11 protein-coding genes are annotated in these 18,977 nt (G+C 71.4%); 4 read left to right on the plus strand and 7 right to left on the minus strand.

The genetic code is table 11. The features are described 5' to 3' along the window. Nucleotides 1–3 precede the first annotated feature (3 nt). From AABA78_RS31090 to AABA78_RS31100, 3 genes are read right to left on the minus strand one after another with little or no spacing between them, the layout of a single operon-like run. Nucleotides 4–1,161, minus strand: a complete 1,158-nt coding sequence (locus AABA78_RS31090) for an amidohydrolase family protein (RefSeq protein ID WP_338268715.1) — start codon at nt 1,159–1,161, stop codon at nt 4–6. Nucleotides 1,162–1,164: 3 nt separating this feature from the next. Next, nucleotides 1,165–3,117, minus strand: a complete 1,953-nt coding sequence (locus tag AABA78_RS31095; RefSeq protein WP_338268716.1) for a B12-binding domain-containing radical SAM protein — start codon at nt 3,115–3,117, stop codon at nt 1,165–1,167. A gap of 3 nt (nt 3,118–3,120) precedes the next feature. After that, nucleotides 3,121–5,325, minus strand: coding sequence for a TOMM precursor leader peptide-binding protein (locus AABA78_RS31100; protein ID WP_338268718.1), 2,205 nt, complete (start codon nt 5,323–5,325; stop codon nt 3,121–3,123). 93 nt (nt 5,326–5,418) lie between these two features. On the opposite strand from AABA78_RS31100, the gene AABA78_RS31105 reads away from it, so the two are divergent. After that, nucleotides 5,419–7,101 (plus strand): S53 family peptidase, encoded by a 1,683-nt coding sequence (locus tag AABA78_RS31105; protein WP_338268719.1) that lies wholly within the window; start codon nt 5,419–5,421, stop codon nt 7,099–7,101. A 21-nt stretch (nt 7,102–7,122) separates the two neighbouring features. Here AABA78_RS31105 and AABA78_RS31110 read toward each other — a convergent pair whose 3' ends face one another. From AABA78_RS31110 to AABA78_RS31120, 3 genes are read right to left on the minus strand one after another with little or no spacing between them, the layout of a single operon-like run. Continuing rightward, nucleotides 7,123–8,007: a sulfotransferase domain-containing protein gene (locus tag AABA78_RS31110; RefSeq protein WP_338268721.1), complete on the minus strand. Its 885-nt coding sequence runs from the start codon at nt 8,005–8,007 to the stop codon at nt 7,123–7,125. Nucleotides 8,008–8,024: 17 nt separating this feature from the next. Then, on the minus strand, nt 8,025–10,523 hold the full coding sequence (locus AABA78_RS31115; RefSeq protein ID WP_338268723.1) for a response regulator: 2,499 nt from the start codon (nt 10,521–10,523) through the stop codon (nt 8,025–8,027). A gap of 41 nt (nt 10,524–10,564) precedes the next feature. Further along, the gene (locus AABA78_RS31120) at nt 10,565–11,335 is read right to left on the minus strand and encodes a sensor histidine kinase (RefSeq protein WP_338268724.1); all 771 of its coding nucleotides are present in this window, start codon (nt 11,333–11,335) and stop codon (nt 10,565–10,567) included. 230 nt (nt 11,336–11,565) lie between these two features. Here AABA78_RS31120 and AABA78_RS31125 point away from each other — a divergent pair, with 230 nt between their 5' ends. The 3 genes from AABA78_RS31125 to AABA78_RS31135 are packed head-to-tail and all read left to right on the plus strand — an operon-like array spanning nt 11,566 to nt 17,082. After that, on the plus strand, nt 11,566–11,994 hold the full coding sequence (locus AABA78_RS31125; protein WP_338268726.1) for a response regulator: 429 nt from the start codon (nt 11,566–11,568) through the stop codon (nt 11,992–11,994). Between the two features lies 1 nt (nt 11,995). Next, a complete protein-coding gene (locus AABA78_RS31130) occupies nt 11,996–14,410 on the plus strand; it encodes a PAS domain-containing sensor histidine kinase (RefSeq protein WP_338268728.1) in 2,415 nt (804 codons plus the stop codon). 8 nt (nt 14,411–14,418) lie between these two features. Then, complete coding sequence (locus AABA78_RS31135; protein WP_338268730.1) at nt 14,419–17,082, plus strand: GAF domain-containing protein; 2,664 nt, start codon at nt 14,419–14,421, stop codon at nt 17,080–17,082. A gap of 40 nt (nt 17,083–17,122) precedes the next feature. Here AABA78_RS31135 and AABA78_RS31140 read toward each other — a convergent pair whose 3' ends face one another. Beyond that, nucleotides 17,123–18,712 (minus strand): MBL fold metallo-hydrolase, encoded by a 1,590-nt coding sequence (locus AABA78_RS31140; protein WP_338268731.1) that lies wholly within the window; start codon nt 18,710–18,712, stop codon nt 17,123–17,125. Nucleotides 18,713–18,977: the final 265 nt, after the last annotated feature.

An 18,977-nucleotide genomic window follows, 5' to 3' on the forward strand; every position in this document is an offset into this window, starting at 1 on the left:
GCCTCACGGCTCCACACCGTAGAACCGAGTCGGGTTTTCCCAGAGAACCTTTCGTAGACGACTTTCGGTCATCCCGTCACGCAAGGACAGCAGCGACCCCAGCACATCCTCGCCGTGGTCCAGGTGGGGGAAGTCGGTTCCGAAGACCAGGCGGTCCTCCGGGAGGTGGCGCACCACGTCAGACAGGTACGGCTCATCCGGCTCCAGGGAGACGAAGCAGTGCTGGCGCAGGTAGGAGGAAGGGAGCTGTCGGATGGTGGCGGAGACCTCTGCACCCACAGCGCGATATTCCTCGTCCAGCCGCCACGCCCAGTACGGCAGCCAGCCGCAGCCGGCCTCCATCGCGCCGATGCGCAGGGTGGGGTGCCGCTCCAGCACGCCTCCCTGGAGGAGCGCCAGCAGGCCCATCATCAGCTCCATGGGGTGGGCGCAGACGTGGTTGGCGAAGCGGGTGTCGAAGCGGTCCGCGCCCGCGGACGGGACGTAGACGTGCCCGCTGCCGTGGAGCACCACCGCCAGTGAGCGCTTCTCGCACTCGGCCCAGAAGGGCGCGTAGGCGGCGTCCGACAGCAGCCGGCCGTTGATGGGGTTGGGGCGCACCATGACGGCGCGCCAGCCGAAGCCCGCGACGCGGCGGACCTCCGCCACCATGGCCTCCGGCTCGTGGCGGCTGATGAGCCCCACGCCCCGCAGGCGCTCCGGCTGGTGCGCGCAGAAGTCATGCAGCCAGGTGTTGTAGACGGACGCGAACGCGGTGGCCACCTGGGGCTTCAGGGGGGAGAAACCCTCCAGCAGCAGCGCGTAGGTGGGGAAGAGGGCCGCCATGTCCACGCCGTCGCGGTCCATCTGGGCCAGGTACACGTCCGGCCGCTGCAGGAGCTCATTGCGGCCCAGCTGCGCGTAGGCGCGCGCGGAGAACTCCACCCAGGCCCGCTCCGGCATGTGGTTCCACAGCGGCTTGCCGTCCACCTCCGGCAGCGGCTGCACGGGCAGCAGGCCCTGGGGGCCCAGCCGCTCCAGGCGCGCCTCCAGGGTTTCGTCCGGCAGCCGTCCCGGGCGGGGTGCGTGGCGGCGCAGGCCGGGCTCCAGCTGCTCCGCCCACAGGCTCAGCGGCTCCAGGACGTGTCGGTCCGCGTCGAAGATGCGAAGGCCGTCGCGCATGCGTCAGGGTCCCCAACTCGCCAGTTCGTCGCGCACGTCCTTGAGCAGCGCTTCCAGGAGGCCGGTGCGGCGGGCCTGGGTGCGCAGGGCCTGCTCCTCCGCGTCCTCCAGCGTGCCGGCGCGTCCGCCCCGTGCCTCCACCGCGCGGTCGCACAGCTCGCGCAGGAACTCGTGGTGCTGCGGCTGGAGCGTCTGGAAGCCCTCGCCCCAGCGGGCGACGAAGTCTACCAGCACGTCGCGCGAGGCCTCCGGCACGTCGCGGCGGTCAGGCAGGTCGCGGCTCAGGCGCACGAAGAGGTCCGGGAACACGTCGCGCATCGCCGTGGCGAAGGTGGCCGGGACGTAGACGGGCTGCGTGTCCGGGACGAGGTCGCCCTGGCGCTCGGCGGCCAGCACCGCGTCGAAGTCCGTGAAGAGGCGCTCGTGCCGGCGGCGCTCGTTCTGGTTGCGCGCGAGGAAGAACACCGCGCGCGGCAGCATGGCCGGGGCGGCGCGGCGCACCTCCGCGAGCGTGTCCCCTAGAGACTGTCGCTCCGAGGGCGTCAGGGCCCAGGCGGTGGTGGCCTCGCGCAGGAAGCGGTCGGTGACGGCCTCCGGCCATTCGGGCTCCTTCACCTGGGGCGGGCGCTGGATGCCGGCGATGAATCCCCGGATGCGCTCGCAGGCGGCGTCCCAGGTGGACAGCCGCTCCACCAGGTCGCGGAAGCCCTCGAGCAACTGGGGCCGCGTCATGCCCAGGGGCATCACGTTGAGCACGATGGCGCCCCGGTCCTGGGAGTGCGCCTTCCTGGGCGTGGCGAGCCGGCCCTCCGCGCGCAGCCGCGTCCACAGCTTCGTGCCGCGCGGGGCCTGGAGCGGCGCCACCACCACCCAGGGCAGGTGCGTACGCTGGATGTTCGCGTGCAGCGAGTCGAAGACGGCGGGCGTGTCGTGGTCGAACCCGACGATGAAGCTGCCCCGGGGGCCGATGCCGTGCGCCTGGATGCGCAGGAGGTCGCCCACGAGGTCCGCGCGCACGTTCTGGTGCTTCTGCGCTTCCTTGAGCGCGCCCGCGTCGAAGGACTCGATGCCCAGGACGACGGTGTAGAAGTTCGCGTCCGCCATGCCCTCCATCAGGGCGGCGTCGCGGCTCAGGTTCATCGTCACCTGGGTGAAGAAGCGCAGCGGGCGGTGCAGGGCGCGGTTCAAGGGCACCAGCCCCGCGAGCACCTCCTTCGCGTAGGCCGCGTCCCCGATGAACTCGTCGTCCGCGAAGAAGACGCCCTCCGCGCCCAGCGCCGCGTGGGCGCGCACCTCCTCCAGCACGCGCTCCACCGGTTTGTGCCGCTGCTTGCGGCCGTACAGGTAGATGACGTCGCAGAAGGAGCAGTCGAACGGGCAGCCGCGCGTGGTCTGCACGGAGCCCCACGCGTAGCGCGGGAAGTCCGCCGCGACGGCGTCCCAGCGCGGCGGGGGGCTCTCACTGAGCGACGGCTTGTCGAGCTGCCGGTACTCCGGGGAGTACTCGCCCGCGAGCCAGTCCGCGAGGAAGCGCGGCCAGGTGCGCTCCGCCTCGTTGACGAAGAGGGCGTCGAAGAAGCCCCGGTAGTCCTCTGGCGCGGCGGAGACGGCGGGGCCGCCCGCGACCACCGTGGCGCCCCGGTCGCGGAAGAGGCCGCCCAGGAAGCGCGCCTGGTAGGTGAGGGCGGAGTACATCACCGACACGCCGACGAGGTCGTAGTCCGGCAGCTCCGTGTCCGCGCGCAGCTGCCCGTGCAGCTCCTCGTCCCAGATGTCCACGCTGAAGGCGTCCGGCGTGAGCGCCGCGAGCGTCGCGCAGGCCAGCGGCGTCATCGTCGCGCGCTTCACCAGCCCGCGCTCGGGGTCGAAGTCCTCCGTCTCACGGTCCACGTGGCGCCGGTCGGGCCCGCACTGGACCAGGAGGATGCGCGGCTTGGGTTCAGGAGGCGGCGCCATGGCTCAGAAGTAGAAGGGGACGGGGTTGAGCTGCGCTTCGGTCCTCGGGGCCTCGAGCCACCCCATCCGCACGGGGACGTCATACAGCCGGCCGGGGCCCAACCGGCGCCAGAAGTGCCGCAGCCCCGGGACGATGACCTTCACGGCGGATACGCCCACGTCCGGCCGTGATTGCTCCATCACCAGCATCTCCAGTCCCACGCGGGCGGCCCGGGCCACGCACTCGCGCACGTCGTCCCGCAGGTCGTCATGCCACACGCGCGGGAAGTCGGCGCGGACGCGCGCGGGGACCGAGTCGTCCGGGAAGAGCCAGGTGACGTCGTCGTGCGCGCCCGCGTCCCAGGGCGACGGGGCCGTGTCCTTCGGGTCGTAGCACTGGGCCACCTCCGTGAGCGCGCGCTGCACGGCGAGCTTCGCGTCGAAGTGGCAGCCGCACCCGGCCCAGGCCCGCCCCCGCTCCGGGGACCACACGAGCGCGACGAACACCGGGATGCCCAGGTCGTGCGTGAGATCCAACACCGACAGCTGGACGCCGAGCGACTGGTAGTGCGCCTCCACGGACGCGAACCACGGCTCGTCGAAGGAGCGCAGGTCCAGGCGCGGACGGCGCAGGCGGTTGTACCACCAGAGCGCCACCGCATCGCGCTCCACCAGCTCCAGGAAGCCCTGGAGGATGGCCTCCTCCACGCAGTTGCCCGCCGCGTTGCCGTTGGAGTTGAAGAGGCAGAACGGCCCGTCTCCCCCAGGGGGCGTGGGCGTGAAGAGGTACGCGAACGACGTGGGCACGTACTTGTGGACCCCGTGCGTGAGCGACCACGCGGGGCTCCAGTCCAGGGGTTGATCCGCGTAGGGCAGGGGCACCGCGGTGCGCATGTCGCGGCGGGCCGGGCCTTCGAGCGTGGCGGGCCGGGCCTGGAACTGCGCGGCGCTGAAGTGCTGGAGCTCGTCCGGGTGCACGGCCTTCGCGCCCAGCTGGGACGCCGTGGCGTGGACGCGGGGCTCGTCGCCCTGGAACACCGCGCTGTAGCGCTCCAGCGCTTCACACAGCGCGCCCGCGCGGGACTGGGCCTCCGTGCGGCCCTTGCCGCTGGCGACGCGGTGGAAGTCGTCGGAGGCCGGCGCGTCCGTCCAGGGGCACACGCGGAACACGGCGGAGTGGATGTGGCCCAGGGGCGCGTCGCCCGGCACCGCGCGCAGGTCGCTCACCACGCCCGTCACCGGGCTGATGAGGTGGCGGTGGCGCTCCCAGGTCTCCTCGGGCGTGAGGATGCGGTGGCCGCCGTCGCCGGTGAAGCGCTTGGGGCGCGAGGCCAGCTCCAGCGGCGCCTTCGCGCGCGCCTCCATCCAGTGGGGGTCGCCGCAATCCGGGCACTGCGGCCGCCGCGTCACCGCGTGCGACTCCAGCTTCCAGGTGGCGAAGTCCAGCGTCCACAGCCGCGTCTGGCCGCCGTCGGTGGCCCCGTCCACCACCCAGCGGGCCACGAGCGCCGCGGCGAACGACAGCCCCGCCTGCGCGGTGGTGGGCAGGCCGGTGCGCGGCGGACGCGTGGCTTGCGGTGGGGTGCCCTTGCGCGCGAGGTACTTCTCGATGGGGCGGTTGTCCAGGAGCCGCGCCGTGAGGCACGTCCAACAGGCGCGCTCGCCGGTGCCCACCACCGGGCCCGCGTGGCACGCGGTGCCGGACACCTTGAGCGGGAGGAACGCGGCGCCCGCGCTCCGGGCTTCACGGGCCAGCAGGAGCGCTTCCTGCGACAGGTAGTCGTCCACCAGCAGCACGTGGCGGTCCGCGTCCTCGCGCACGTCCAGGCCGGTGTCGCGCAGCGCCTCCGTCAGCCGCTCCCCGTCCTCGCCGTCGACGGCGCGCACCGCGACGGACATGTCCAGCAGCCGCCCCGCCGCGACGGCCGCGCCCACGCCCAGCGACTCCCAGAAGCCGGCGACGCTGGCGTCGAAGACGTCATGCGCCTCCTCCACGTGCCCGCGCTCCTCCAGCAGCGACAGCGCGTAGAGCACCTCCGGCGCGGAGGCCCGCCCCGCCAGCGCGGCGATGACGTTCGCCACGGTGCGCTGGCCATCCAGCAGGGGCACGATGCTCGCGTGCAGCTCGCCCTCCAGCAGGAACTGGGCGCGCTCCCCGACGAGGAACACGCGCCGCGCGTCGAGCACCTCGGCGCGCAGGTGGGGTTTGATGCGGAGGACTCGGTCCATGGGCAGGCGGGCGAGCCTAGCCGGGGCCCGCGCCAGTGCCTACGGCCGGCCCGGCTTCCGGGAGCCCGGACTCCGCGTGGTAGAACGCCGCGCATGTCCCGCATCCCCCTGTCGCAGAGCGCGCGTGTGTCCCCGGAGTCCGTGCATCCCCCCCTGCGGAGCCGCGCCGCCACCGGCACCGTGGAGGTGACCCTGGTACTGCGCCACGGCTCGCCGCTGCCCACGGTGGCCCAGCTGTGCGCGGATCCCCCGCGCCGCCCGCTCACCCACGACGAGTTCGAGGCGAAGTACGGCACGGATCCGAAGCACCTGAAGACCGTGCGCGCCTTCGCGAAGAAGCACGCGCTGCGCGTCGTGTCCGAGCAGCGCGCCCGGGGCTACGTGGTCCTCCAGGGGACCCCGGCGGCGATGGGCAGGGCCTTCGGCGTGGACCTGCGGCGCTACACCCACGGCCCCACGTCCTACCTGACCCACACGAAGCCGGTGACGCTGCCGCGCGCGCTGCACGGCGTGGCGGAGTGGGTGCTGGGGCTGGACACCCGGCCGCTCGTCACCCACAACGCCGCGTCCCTGCCCGTGCCCCGGGAGCTGGCGAAGCACGCCGGGGTGCGCTCGTACACGGCGCCCCAGGTGGCGAACCTCTACCGCTACCCCCGCAACACGGGCGAGGGCCAGTGCGTGGGCATCATCGAACTGGCGGGCGGCTACCTGCCGGCGGACCTGACCCAGTCCCTGGAGTCCGTGGGCGTGAAGCGCACGGCGCCGGTGGTGAACGTGGGGCCGAATACGGCGGGGCGCTTCGACACCGCCTCCAACGCGGAGGTCACCATGGACGTGGAGCTGGTGGCCTCCGTGTGTCCTGGGGCGACTGTCGTCGTCTACAACGCGGGCTCGAAGGACTACTCGCTGCGCGACTACCACCGCGTCCTGGCGGAGGCCATCAGCGACCGGGTGAACCTGCCGTCGGTGCTGACCACCAGCTGGTCCTTCTACGAAGGCTCGCTCATCCAGCAGGGCGAGGAGCTGGCCTTCGATCGCCTCTTCATCGAGGCCGCGCTCCTGGGCATCACCGTGTGCGCCGCGTCCGGAGACCTGGGCTCGCAGGTGCCCGTGAACGGCCACTCGCCCACCGGCGCCATCACCGTCGCCGCGACGAGCTACCCGGCCGCGAGCGCGCTGGTGCTGGGCTGCGGCGGCACGACAATGGAGGCGCTGGGGGACGTCCTCCACCACGAGCGCGTGTGGAACCGCCTGGGTGAAGCGATGTCCATGGGCGTGCTGGGCAACACCTCCACGGCCGCAGGCGCGAGCAGCGGCGGCGTCAGCACCATGAACGCGCTGCCGCTGTACCAGCGCGGCATGGGCGTGCCCGACCTGGTGACGTCGTCGTGGAAGAACGGCGTCTTCAGCATCTCCCGCGGCACCGGCCGGGGCGTGCCGGACGTCGCGGCGAACGCGGACCTGCACACCGGCTATCAAATCGTCTTCAAGGGCCAGCAGGGCGTCGCCGCGGGCACGAGCGCCGCCGCGCCGATGTGGGCCGCGCTCATCGTCCGCCTCAACGAGGCGCTGGGGGAGCGCGTGGGCTTCCTCCACCCCCGGCTGTACAGGCTCGTCAGCGAGGCCGAGCCCGTCGTCCGCCGCATCACCCAGGGCGGCAACGGCGCGTACTTCGCGAGCCACGAGACGCTGTGGAACGCGTGCACCGGCCTGGGCACGCCGGACGGCGAGGCGCTGCTCGCGGGCCTGCGCAAGCTCCAGCGCCGCAAGCACTGAAGCCCGCTCCCCGCTCTCCGCTCAGATGGCATCCTCGGTGATGCCCAGCTTCCGGCGGACGGCCTGGAACTGGGCGTCCAGCCGGGCCCGGTGCTCCGGCTTGAGCGCCGGCTTGCCCCGGCCCACGCCGCCCTTGTTGATGAAGCCCGCGCCCGGCTCCCGCGGCTCGTACACCACCGTCCGCGGGTCGAACCGGGCGTCGTGCTGCTTCATGTATTCGAAGCCCGTCTTCTCCATCAGCAACGGCAGGTCCTCGTCCGCCACGGGCACGCCCAGGAACGCGCCAATGCGGCGCAGGCACCCTTCGCGGTCCGCGACGAGGTCCGCGTAGCGCACGTGCAGCACGTTCGCGTCCGCGCGGTGCGGCCACCACGAGGCCAGGTGCTCGCCCCACTCGTCCTTGCGCAGCACCTTGTGGACGAACCTGTCGAAGTCCAGGCGCAGGCCGGTCATCACGCAGTTGTGCGTGTAGCGGGACACCAGCGCGTCCGGCGCGGCGCGCGTCACGTAGATGATGCGGCTGTCCGGCGGCGGCCGGAGGAACCCGTACTTCATGTGTGTCTTCAGGATGCGCGGAGTCTCCAGGCCATCCAGCACCTGCTCGGCCCGGGGGGAGAGGATCAGCTCCTCCAGGAACGGCGCCACCTGGAGGATGTGCTCGTACTCGCCCCGGCCCCGGGTGAGGAGCTGGTAGACGATCTGCTGCATCCACGTCGTCCCGGACTTGGGGAAGGTGGAGATGTAGATGTCCCCCGGCCGCGGCTTCAGCCACACATAGCGCAGCCGCAGCCAGCGGGCCGCGTCGAACGGAATCCGGTGCAGCGCGCGCAGCACGTCCAGGAAGCCCACCACGACGTTGAGGACCGCCCTCAGGACAGGGCGGGAATCAGCGGAATCCGAGGCCATGCGCGCTTCATAGCAAACTACGCGGAGCGTCCCCGCACCCGCTCATCCACCAGCGGATGACGTCCGGTGAGCGAGGCCAGGACGATGATCAGCTCCGCGGGCTCGATGGGCTTGGGCACGTGCATCTGGAAGCCCGCGAGCAGGGCCCGGGTGCGGTCCTCCATCCGCGCGAAGGCGGTGAGCGCGATGGCGGGCGTCTGGCCTCCCTGCTCCAGCGGCAGGGCGCGCAGCCTGCGGATGAAGGAGTAGCCGTCCTCTCCCGGCATGCCGATGTCGGAGACGATGACGTGGGGGCGGTGGGCCTGCTGCTTCTCCAGGGCGTCGCGGGCGCTGGAGGCCGTGACGACCTGGGCCCCCCGGCTCTCCAGCACCACGGTGAGCAGCTCGAGCGCGTCGGGCTCGTCGTCCACCACCAGCACCTGCAACCCCTCCAGCACGCTGCGGGCGAGCGACGGCGCCTCCTGGCGCGCCTGGGTCTGGAGGAGGGGCGGACTTCCGCGCGCCGCCGCCGCGGCGGACAGCGGCAGCGTCAGGCGGAAGAGGGCGCCGTGCCCCTCGCCCTCGCTCGTGGCCTCGATGGTGCCTCCGTGCAGCTCCGTGAGGTGCTTCACGATGGCCAGCCCCAGCCCCAGGCCGCCATGCTTCCGGGTGGAGCTTCCGTCCACCTGCCAGAAGCGCTCGAAGATCTGCCCCAGGTAGGCCCGGGGGATGCCCTGGCCGGTGTCCTGGACCTCGATGAGGACGTGGCCCTCCACCCACCGCAGGCGCACGGTGACCTGGCCGCCCCGGGGCGTGAACTTGATGGCGTTGGAGAGCAGGTTCCAGACCATCTGCTGCAGCCGGTCCGCGTCGCCATGGATGGAGCCGGAGCCCGGGGGCAGCTCGGCGCAGAGCGTGACGCCCTTGGCCTCGGCCGCGTGCCGCACGGAATCCAGCGCCGCGTCGATGAACGCGGCGGGGTTCACCGGGCGGATCTCCAGCCGCATCTTGCCGGTGATGATCCGCGACACGTCCAGCAGGTCCTCGATGAGCTGCGTCTGCACCTGCGTGTTGCGCTCCACCGCCTCCAGCGCCCGCGCGGCCTTCTCCGGCCCCAGCTGTCCCGTGCGCAGCATCCGCGTCCAGCCCAGCATCGCCATCAGCGGGGTGCGCAGCTCGTGGGAGACCGCGGCCAGGAACTCGTCCTTGGCGCGGTTGGCCTGCTCGGCGCCCAGGTGCTCCGCCTTGGCCATCTCGAACAGCCGCGCGTTGTCGATGGCGATCTCCGCCCGCCGCGCCAGCTCCTGCACGAGCTCCAGGTCCCGCGCGCCGTAGCGGCGGCCGGAGCGGGAGGCGCACACCTTCAGCGCGCCGAAGACGCGCCGCTGCGCCCACAGGGGGACGATGATCCACGAGCCCGGGCGGATCCCTTCGTCGTCGCCTTGCGGCCCCAGGACCTCCGCGAGGACGTCCTCGGTGAGCTCGGGCACCAGCTCCGGCACCCCCGTGCGCAGCACCCGCGCGACGCCGTGGCTGGCGGTGGCGGACGGAGGCAAGGCCCGGTGCTGTTCGCGCAGCAGCGGCACCCGCGAGGGGTCCGCGTGGGCGACCATCGCCTGGAGCACGGGCCCGGCGTCGTCCTGGAGGTAGACGGCGCACCAGTCCCCCAGCCGGGGGAGGATCAACGCGGACAGCCGCTCCAGCGTGACGGACATCTCCAGCGAGGCGGTGAGCATGGTGCTCGCCTCCGCCAGGAAGCTCAGCGTCTCCGCCGCGCGCTTCTGATCATCGATGTCGGTGCAGGTGCCCAGCCACTGGAGGATGCGGCCGTGCGCGTTGCGCAGCGGCAGGGCCTGGATGAGGTGCCAGCGGTAGGTGCCGTCCGCGTGGCGCAGGATGCGCCCCTCGCACTCGAAGGGCGCCCCCGCCTGGCGGCTCTCGTTCCACTTCCCCAGACAGCCCACCACGTCGTCCGCGTGGATGGCCCCCCGCAGGAGCAGGGTGCTCGCGCTCGCGTTCTCCTCCAGCGAAGGCGTGTGGGGCAGGCCGGTGTAGTCGTACCAGCGCCGGTTGAAGTAGTCGGGCCGGCCGTCGGGGCCCGCCGTCCAGACGATCTGCGGCAGGGCCTCCGCGAGCGCGCGGTGCCGCTGCTCCGCCAGGTGCAGCCGCATGGCCTGGCGCAGGCTCTGCCCCAGCCGCTCGGCGGACAACCGGCCCTTGGCGATGTAGTCGGACGCGCCCGCCTTCATCAGCTCGACGGCCGTCTGTTCGCTGCCCTGGCCGGTGAGGACGATGATGGGGGAGCGCGAGCCCCGGCTGCCCAGCTCGCGCAGCACCCTGAACCCGTCCTCACCCGGCAGGAAGAAGTCCAGGAGGATGACGTCGAAGGCCCCCGCCTTCAGGTGCTCCAGTGCCTCGCTCCCGCTCGTGGCCTCCACCACGTCCACCGACAGCCCGGTGGCGCCCAGGAGTCGCTGGACCAGGAGCCGGTCGACCTCGTCGTCGTCGACGAGCAGCAGCCGGAGGTGCTCGGTCATGGTGGGGACTTCCACGGAGGGAGGGGAGGCAGGGGTGACACTCACGTGAGGCGTTCCTCGGTCCCGGGCCAGGTGAAGTGGAACGTGGCGCCCACGCCTTCGGCCGACTCGACCCAGGCCTGGCCGCCGCGACCCTCCACGAGCTTCTTGACGACACTCAGGCCCATGCCGGCGCCCTCGACCTTGTCGCGCGAGACGAGCGTTTGGAACGGGCTCCAGATCTTCTCGTGGTAGCGGGGCGCGATCCCCTGGCCGTCGTCCGCGACGGAGAAGTGATGGAGGGCGGAGCGGGCCCCCACCTCCACGCGGATCCGCACGTCCTCCCGGCCCGCGTGCTTGAGGGCGTTGGACAGCAGGTGCAGGAAGACCTGCTCCAGCGCCACGCGGTCCGTGACGAGCACCGGCATCCCGGGGCCGGTCTCCAGCCGCGCGGAAGCCCCGGGGGCCAGCCGCGCCATCGCGTCGTGGATCAACCGCTCCACCTCCACCGGCTCGGGCGTGTGGTGGACGCGGCCCGCGCGGCTGTACTCCAGCAGTCCCTCCAGCATGGCCTCCATCCGCTGCACCCGCCCACGCAGCAGCTCCAGGTGCTTGCGTGCCCCGGGACCCGCCTGCGGTCCCAGGTCCTCCTCCAACCACTGGGCCAGGTTGGAGATGCCGCGCAGCGGGGCCCGCAGATCGTGGCTGGCCACGTAGGTGAACTGGTCGAGGTCGGCGCTGTTCTGCCGCAGGGCCTTGCGCAGGCCCTGGACCTCGGCGAGGAGCTCGTCCTTTGTCTTCTGGGAGTCATCCATGGGGGAGGGGGACCGCACACCGGGTCCTCCGCAATACCGTCCCCGCGCGAGGGTCCTCAATCCATGGGCGTGGAGTGAAAGCCAGACAACACTCTCCCGGCGCCTTCCCGAGCAGACGTGCGGAGGGGTGCGTCGCAAAGCAGACAGTCGCCCGAAGGTGCCTGATCTCCGCACGGAAGCGAACGCTAGATGCCGGCGTGCTCGGGCTCCTGTTGAGTCGCGATGCCGCGCAGGCACGAAAGGCTCAAATGACCGCCGTCACCTCCGACAGAACGCTGCACATCCTGTTGATCGAGGACGACGAGGTGGACGTGATGAACGTCCGCCGCGCCTTCCAGAAGAACCACATCGCCAACCCGCTCTACGTCGCCACCAACGGCCTGGAGGGCCTGGAGATGCTGCGCACCGGCAAGGTGCCCGAGGGGCGTCGGCTGGTGCTGCTGGACCTCAACCTGCCCAAGATGAACGGCCTGGAGTTCCTGCGCGTCCTGCGCGCGGATCCGGAGCTGCGCACCGTCTCCGTGGTGGTGCTCACCACGTCCGCGGACGAGCGGGACAAGATCGACGCGTACAACCTGAACGTCGCCGGCTACCTGCTCAAGCCGGTCACGTTCGTCAACTTCGTGGAGGTCATGGCCACGCTCAACAAGTACTGGACCCTCGTGGAGATGCCCTGACATGACCGCGCAGTGGAAGCCAGGAGCGGACGCGGCGGCCCCATTCTTCCTTGGCGGCGGTGAGGTGGGTGCGCTGTACCGGGAGAAGGACTGGAGCGCGCATCCCCTGGGTCCACCGGAGCACTGGCCCCAGAGCCTGAAGACCGCGGTGAGCATGGTGCTGGGCTCCCAGTTCCCGCTCATCGTCCTGTGGGGGCCACAGCTCTACCAGTTCTACAACGACGGCTACCGCCTGCTCATGGGCAGCAAGCACCCCGGTGGCCTGGGACAGGGCAACAGGGAGTGCTGGCCGGAGGTGTGGCACATCAACGAGGCCATCTACCCGCGCATCTTCAACGGGGAGACGGTCAACTTCGAGGAGAAGATGTACCCGCTGGCGCCGCACGGGCGCCCCGAGGAGTACTTCCTCACGCTCTGCTACAGCCCGGTCCGCGACGAGTCCGGCGCGGTGGGCGGCGTCTTCGTCTCCGTCTTCGACGTGACGCGGGAGGTCCGGGCGCGCCAGGAGCGCGACCGCGCGCTGGCGGAGGCGCGGGCGGAGCGCGAGCGCCTGTACGAGGTCTTCATGCAGGCCCCGGCCATCATCGCCGTGCTGGAGGGGCCCGAGCACCGCTTCACCGTGTCCAACCCGCTCTACCAGCAGCTGACGGGCAACCGGGAGCTGCTGGGCAAGCCCGTGCGCGAGGCCCTGCCGGAGATCGCGGACCAGGGCTTCCTGGAGCTGCTGGACACCGTGAGGTCCACGGGCAAGCCCTTCATCGCGCACGACGCGCTGATCCGCCTGGACCGCAAGGGCACCGGCGCGGTGGAGGACCTCTACGCGGACTTCGTCTACCAGCCGCTCAAGGACGCGAGCGGGAGCGTGTTCGGCATCATGGCGCACGCGGTGGAGACCACGGAGCAGGTGCTGGCGCGCAGGAACATCGAAGCGCTGGCGGCCGAGCGCATCGCGATGCTGGGCCACATCGCGGACGCGGTGCTCACCTTCGACACGGCGGGCCGCATCACCTTCCTCAATGACATGGCCCGGGCGCTCTACCCGGGGCTGCGCGTGGGCGCCCCCTTCGCCGCCCAGGCCTTCCGGCAGGAGCGGGTGGACGGCACGCCGCTCCTGGCCGATGAGCTTCCCCCGGCGCGGGCCGGGCGCGGGGAGCGCGTCCTCAACGAGGTGTGGAACGTCTTCACGCCGGAAGGCCTCAAGCTGCGCGTCCAGGGCAGCGCCATCCCGGTCTACACCGAGGGCCGCTCCCTGCTGGGCGTGGTGCTCACCCTGCGCGACATCACCCAGCAGCACCGCCTGGAGCAGCAACTGGAGCTGGAGCGCAACCGGCTGACCCAGGTCTTCATGCAGGCGCCCGCCGCCATCATGGTGGCCCGTGGCCCCAGCCACGTCATCCAGGTCGTCAACCCCGGCTACGCCCAGGTGGCCGGCAACCGGCCCCTGGTGGGGAAGACCATCCCGGACGCCTTCCCGGACCTGGCGGGCCAGGGCCTCTTCGAGCTCTACGACCAGGTGTACGCCACGAAGCAGCCCTTCATCGGGAACGAGGTGCCCGTGCGGGTGGAGCGCTTCGGCCGGGTGGACGACGCGTACTTCAACTTCGTCTACCAGCCGCTCCTCGACGAGGCCGGCGAGTCCTTTGGCGTCATGACCCACGCGGTGGAGGTCACCGACATGGTGCGCGCCCGCCAGCAGGCGGAGGAGCGCAACCGCGAGCTGATGCGGCTCACCCAGGCGCTGGAGCAGTCCAACCGCGAGCTGGATCAATTCGCCTACGTGGCCTCTCACGACCTCAAGGCGCCGCTGCGCGGCATCGCGAACCTGGCGGAGTGGATCAAGGAGGAGGTGGGCGAGAACCTCACCGACGAGGCGCGGGAGTTCATCGCGCGGCTGCACGGCCGCGTGCACCGCATGGAGGCGCTCATCGACGGCATCCTCACCTATTCCCGCGCGGGCAAGATGAACGAGCCGGGCCCCGTGGACACGGACGCCCTGCTCAAGGAGGTGGTGGAGCTGCTGGCCCCGCCGCTGGAGGTGCGGGTGTCGGTGCAGCCGGGGGTGCCCACGTTGAGCGCCGAGCGCGTGAAGCTGCAGCAGGTGTTCCTGAACCTCGTCGGGAACGCCATCAAGTTCACGCGCCTGCACCGGCCGGATCCGCGCATCCAGGTGACGTGGCGGGACGTGGGCGAGCAGTACGCGTTCACCGTCAGCGACAACGGCGCGGGCATCGCCCCGGAGTTCCACGAGCGCATCTGGGGCATCTTCCAGACGCTGGAGAGCCGCGACAGGGTCGAGGGCACCGGCATCGGGCTGTCGGTGGTGCGGAAGATCGTCGAGACCCGCGGCGGCCGGACCTGGGTGGAGTCCGCGCCGGGGCAGGGCGCCGCCTTCCACTTCACCTGGCCCAAGGCATGAGGAACGACATGACGCAGCGTGAACGCTCCGCGCCCCGGATGGCCGCTCCCAACGCCCCCTTCCTCGCCGGAGAGGGGGAGATGGCGGCGCGCATGCGCGAGTTCGACTGGGCAAGCTCCCCGGTCGGTCCGGTGGAGCAGTGGCCCCAGAGCCTGCGCACCGCGGTCAGCGTGTGCCTGGCCTCCAGGCACCCCATCGAGATCTGGTGGGGACCCGAATACGCGCGCCTCTACAACGACGCGTACCGGCCCATCCTCGGCGCGACGAAGCACCCGCAGTTCCTGGGGCGCCCCGGCCGGGAGTGCTGGGGGGAGATCTGGGACGTCATCGGCCCCATGCTCGACAGCGTGCGCGACACGGGCAAGGCGACCTGGTCGGAAGACTTCCCGCTGATGCTGATGCGCAACGGCTACCTGGAGGAGACCTACTTCACGTTCTCCTACGCGCCGCTCTGGAGCGAGGACGGGAGCGTGGGCGGCATCTTCTGCGCTTGCGCGGAGACGACCTCGCGCCTCTTGAGCGAGCGCCGGTTGCGGCTCTTGCGCAACCTGGGCGCGCAGACGGCCGCGGCGCCCACGGCCTCCGTCCACGAGGCCAGCGAGCACTCCCTGCGGACGCTCGACACGGGCCGCGAGGACGTGTCGTTCGCGCTGCTGTACCTGCTCGCGCCCGACGAGGCGGAGGCGCACCTGGAGGCCACGCTGGGGCTCGAGGCCGGAGGCCCGGTGAGCCCCCAACGCCTCCGCGTGGACGCGCAGGGCCCGTGGCCCTTCGCGGAGGCCGCCCGCACGCAGCGGGCCGTCCACGTGGCCTGCTCCGGGCACGCCACGCCCTGGCCGGGTGGGGCCTGGCCCGAGCCGTCCCGCGAGGCCGTCGTGCACCCGCTGTTCCGGTCCGGAGAGAACGCGCTCCAGGGCTTCCTCGTGTTGGGCGTCAGCCCGCGCCGCTCGCTGGATGCGGCGTACCAGGACTTCTTCGACCTGGCGGCCGGGCACATCGCGACGGCGGTCTCCAACGCGCGGGTCCACGAGGAGAGCCGCCTCACCACCCGCCGCGCGCAGCTGGGCGCGGACGTCGGCGCGGCGCTGACCCGCGCCGAGCCGCTGGGCGACCAGCTGCGGCAGTGCTGTGAAGCCATCGTGAAGCACGTGGACGCGGCGTTCGCGCGGATCTGGGTGCTGGACCCGGCTCGAAACGTCCTGGTGCTCCAGGCGAGCGCCGGCATGTACACCCACGTGGACGGCGCGCACAGCCAGGTGCCCGTGGGGGCGCTCAAGATCGGCGCCATCGCCCAGACGCGTCAGCCGCACCTCACCAACGACGTGCTGAACGACGAGCGCGTGGGCGACAAGGCCTGGGCGGCCCGCGAGGGCTTGCGGTCCTTCGCCGGCTATCCGCTCGTCGTGGGCGGGGAGCTGGCGGGCGTGGTGGCGCTGTTCTCCCGGAACGTGCTGGACGCGGACACGCTGCGGCTGATGGCCTCCGTCTCCAACTCCATCGCCGTGGGCGTGGAGCGCAAGCGCGTGGAGGACGAGCGGACCCTGGCGCTGGCCCGGGAGCAGGCGGCGCTCGCCGAGGCCGAGCGGCAGCGCTCCCGGCTGGAGTCGCTCTTCATGCAGGCCCCCGCGGGCATCTGCGTCCTGCGCGGGAGCGACCACGTCTACGAGTTCGCCAACCCGCGCTACCTGGAGCTCATCGGGGGCCGCGACGTCGTGGGCAAGCCGCTGAGGGACGCGCTGCCGGAGGTGAAGGACATCGTCGTGCCGCTGCTGGACGGGGTGTACCGCTCGGGCGAGCCGTTCTTCGGGGACGCGCTCATGGTGCCGCTCATGCGCCAGGGCCGGCTGGAGGACTGCTTCTTCAACTTCATCTACCAGCCCATCTACGACGCCTCCCGGGCGGTGGAGGGCATCGCCGTCATCGCCTTCGAGGTCAGCGAGCAGGTCCGGGCCCGCCAGCGCGCGGAGCGGCTCACGCAGGAGCTGGCGGTCACCAACCAGGACCTCGATCAGTTCGCCTACGTCGCGTCACACGACCTGAAGGCCCCGCTGCGCGGCATCGCGAGCCTGTCGGAGTGGATTGAAGAAGCGCTCACGGACAAGATGGACGACGAGACGCGCGACCAGATGCGCCTGCTGCGCGGTCGCGTGCACCGGCTGGAGGCGTTGATCAACGGCATCCTCAGCTACTCGCGCGTCAGCCGGGTCCGCGAGAAGGTGGAGGCGGTGGACGTCGGCGCGCTCCTGTCGGAGAGCCGGGATCTGCTCGCGCCGCCGCCGGAGGTGCGCATCGTCATCGGCGAGGGGATGCCCACGCTCCAGGCGGAACGCGCGCCGCTCCAGCAGGTCTTCCTGAACCTGATGAGCAACGCCCTCAAGCACGCGGGGCGGCCGGACGTGCGCATCGAGATTGCTTGCGCGGACGCGGGCGCGTTCCACGACTTCACGCTGAAGGACAACGGGCCCGGCATCGACCCGCGCTTCCACGAGCGCATCTGGGGCATCTTCCAGACGCTGGAGAGCCGCGACAAGGTCGAGGGCACGGGCATCGGGCTCTCGGTGGTGAAGAAGATCGTCGAGACCCGGGGCGGGCGCGTGGCCATCGAGTCCGAGCCGGGCGCGGGCGCGACGTTCCACGTCTTCTGGCCCAAGCAGCCCCGCGTGCTTCCGTAGCCCGCGTGGGCGGGTCACGGAAGGCCGCGGGGCCCCGCGCTCACTCCAGGACGCGCTCCAGGGTCAGGAAGGGGCGCTGCGCGGGGATGTTCCGGCCGCGGCAGACCTCGATGAACTTGTTCGACTCGATCATCTGGGGCGCGGTCTCGTCGTACTGGAGCACCATGACGTGGCGCAGCCAGGGCTCCTGGCCCATGGCGTAGACGAACACCTCGCGCGGGTTCAGGTGGTTGAGGATCTCCGTGGCGCGGGCGCTGTCGGAGCCGTTGAGCCGCCGCGACTGGTCCATCTTGCGCGGCAGGGGCTGGCTGAGCAGCGGGCCGTACATCCAGCTCATCGGGCCGCCCTCGCACTCCATGCCCAGGTAGAGCGCGTCCAGCGGGCCCACCAGCTGCGCCAGGTGCTGGTACATGCGCGGCTCCAGCGCGTTGGAGTCCGCGGCCATCAGCATGGAGCGGCCCGCCAGCCGCACCAGGTGCGCCGTCTTCGCCTGCACCGCCAGGTCGCTGTGCTCGCCGATGAAGGGGATGCCCATCAGCGACCCGCCGGGGATGGCAATCTCCTGCAGGTCGTCGATTTCAACGACGTTGCGGAAGCCCGTCTTCTCCAGCACCAGCCGCAGCGACGGATCCGCCAGCGAGTACGCGTTCGCCCGGGGCACGACGATGGTCCCGATGCGGTGACGCAGCTGCAGCAGCGTCTCCATCATCAGGTGGTCCGCGTGGCCGTGGGTGATGAGGACGTAGTCGATCTTCTCCGGCAGGTCCGCGTGGGTGAAGCGCTGCTGCTCGGTGGGGAACTCGTAGCTGATGACGGGGTCGGTGAGGACGGACACCTCCCGCGTCTCCATCAGCACGCACGCGTGGCCGAAGTAGCGCACGCGCACGCCGGGGCCGGTGTAGGGCTCCGGCTTGCGAGGTGCGGTCTCCGTGAAGAGGTCCGCGAACGCCTCCGCCGCGGACGACGGCACGCCCAGCATCTCCGCCACCTGGCCGGGGCTGCCCGGCGTGTGGCGCATGCGGAAGAGCGCGTCGATGCCCTCGTGCCGGAAGGGAACCTGCAGCCACAGGGGCGAGTCCCCCTCCAGGCGCGGCGTGCTGAAGACGTACTTGCGAGCGTCGCCGGAGACGCGCATCAGCGAGATGCTCTGCGAGGACTCCTTGTAGAGGCTGCTGCGGTAGAGCAGCGGCTCCATGATGCGGGCGTTGGCCCGGTGGGCCAGGTCGTACGTGAGCTCCACGTAGCCCCGGAGCATCTCTGGCACCTTGGCGTAGAGCGGCTCCAGCGACTCGCCCTTGGAGCTGGCCAGCAGCTGCTCCAGGTCCGACACGGCCTTGGTGTAGGCCAGCATGTCCGCGTGATCCCGTGTGGTGCGCTCCAGCAGCGCCTTCACGTCCCCCACGCGCGACACGGGGTGGTTGATGAAGGGGCCGCCCATCAGCGCCGGGTTCTGGAGCGCGGCCACGTGCACGTCCGGGTTCGCGACGAACGACTGCATCAGCTTCAGGTGCAGGCGGGACACGAACAGCGGCGCCGTGGCGGGTGAGATGAGGTACCACCACACGTACCACTGGTTGAACAGCGGCTCGATGGCGACATCGGGCTTCAGGTACATCGGGCGGTCGAGCATGAGGGCCTCGCGGGGGCGTCCGCCGGGACCCTTCGGGCCGGCGTAGGGGAGAGGTTGCTGCCAGGGTGGGGGAGCAGGCGCCCGGGCAAGCCCGGAAGCACGCGTATCGCGGCAATGTTGATGATTCCCCGGCTGACTTCAAGGCACCGGCTGCCGTGCCAGGACCGGGGGAGGGCGCCCGGGGGACCGGGAATCCGGTGCTGAGTCGGGGTTGATTCCGGGGAACCCGGGGCTGTCTTGGTGTCCAAATTCACAGCTTCAGAGA

It is taken from the genome of Corallococcus caeni, from assembly GCF_036245865.1.
Taxonomy (GTDB): Bacteria; Myxococcota; Myxococcia; order Myxococcales; family Myxococcaceae; genus Corallococcus; species Corallococcus caeni.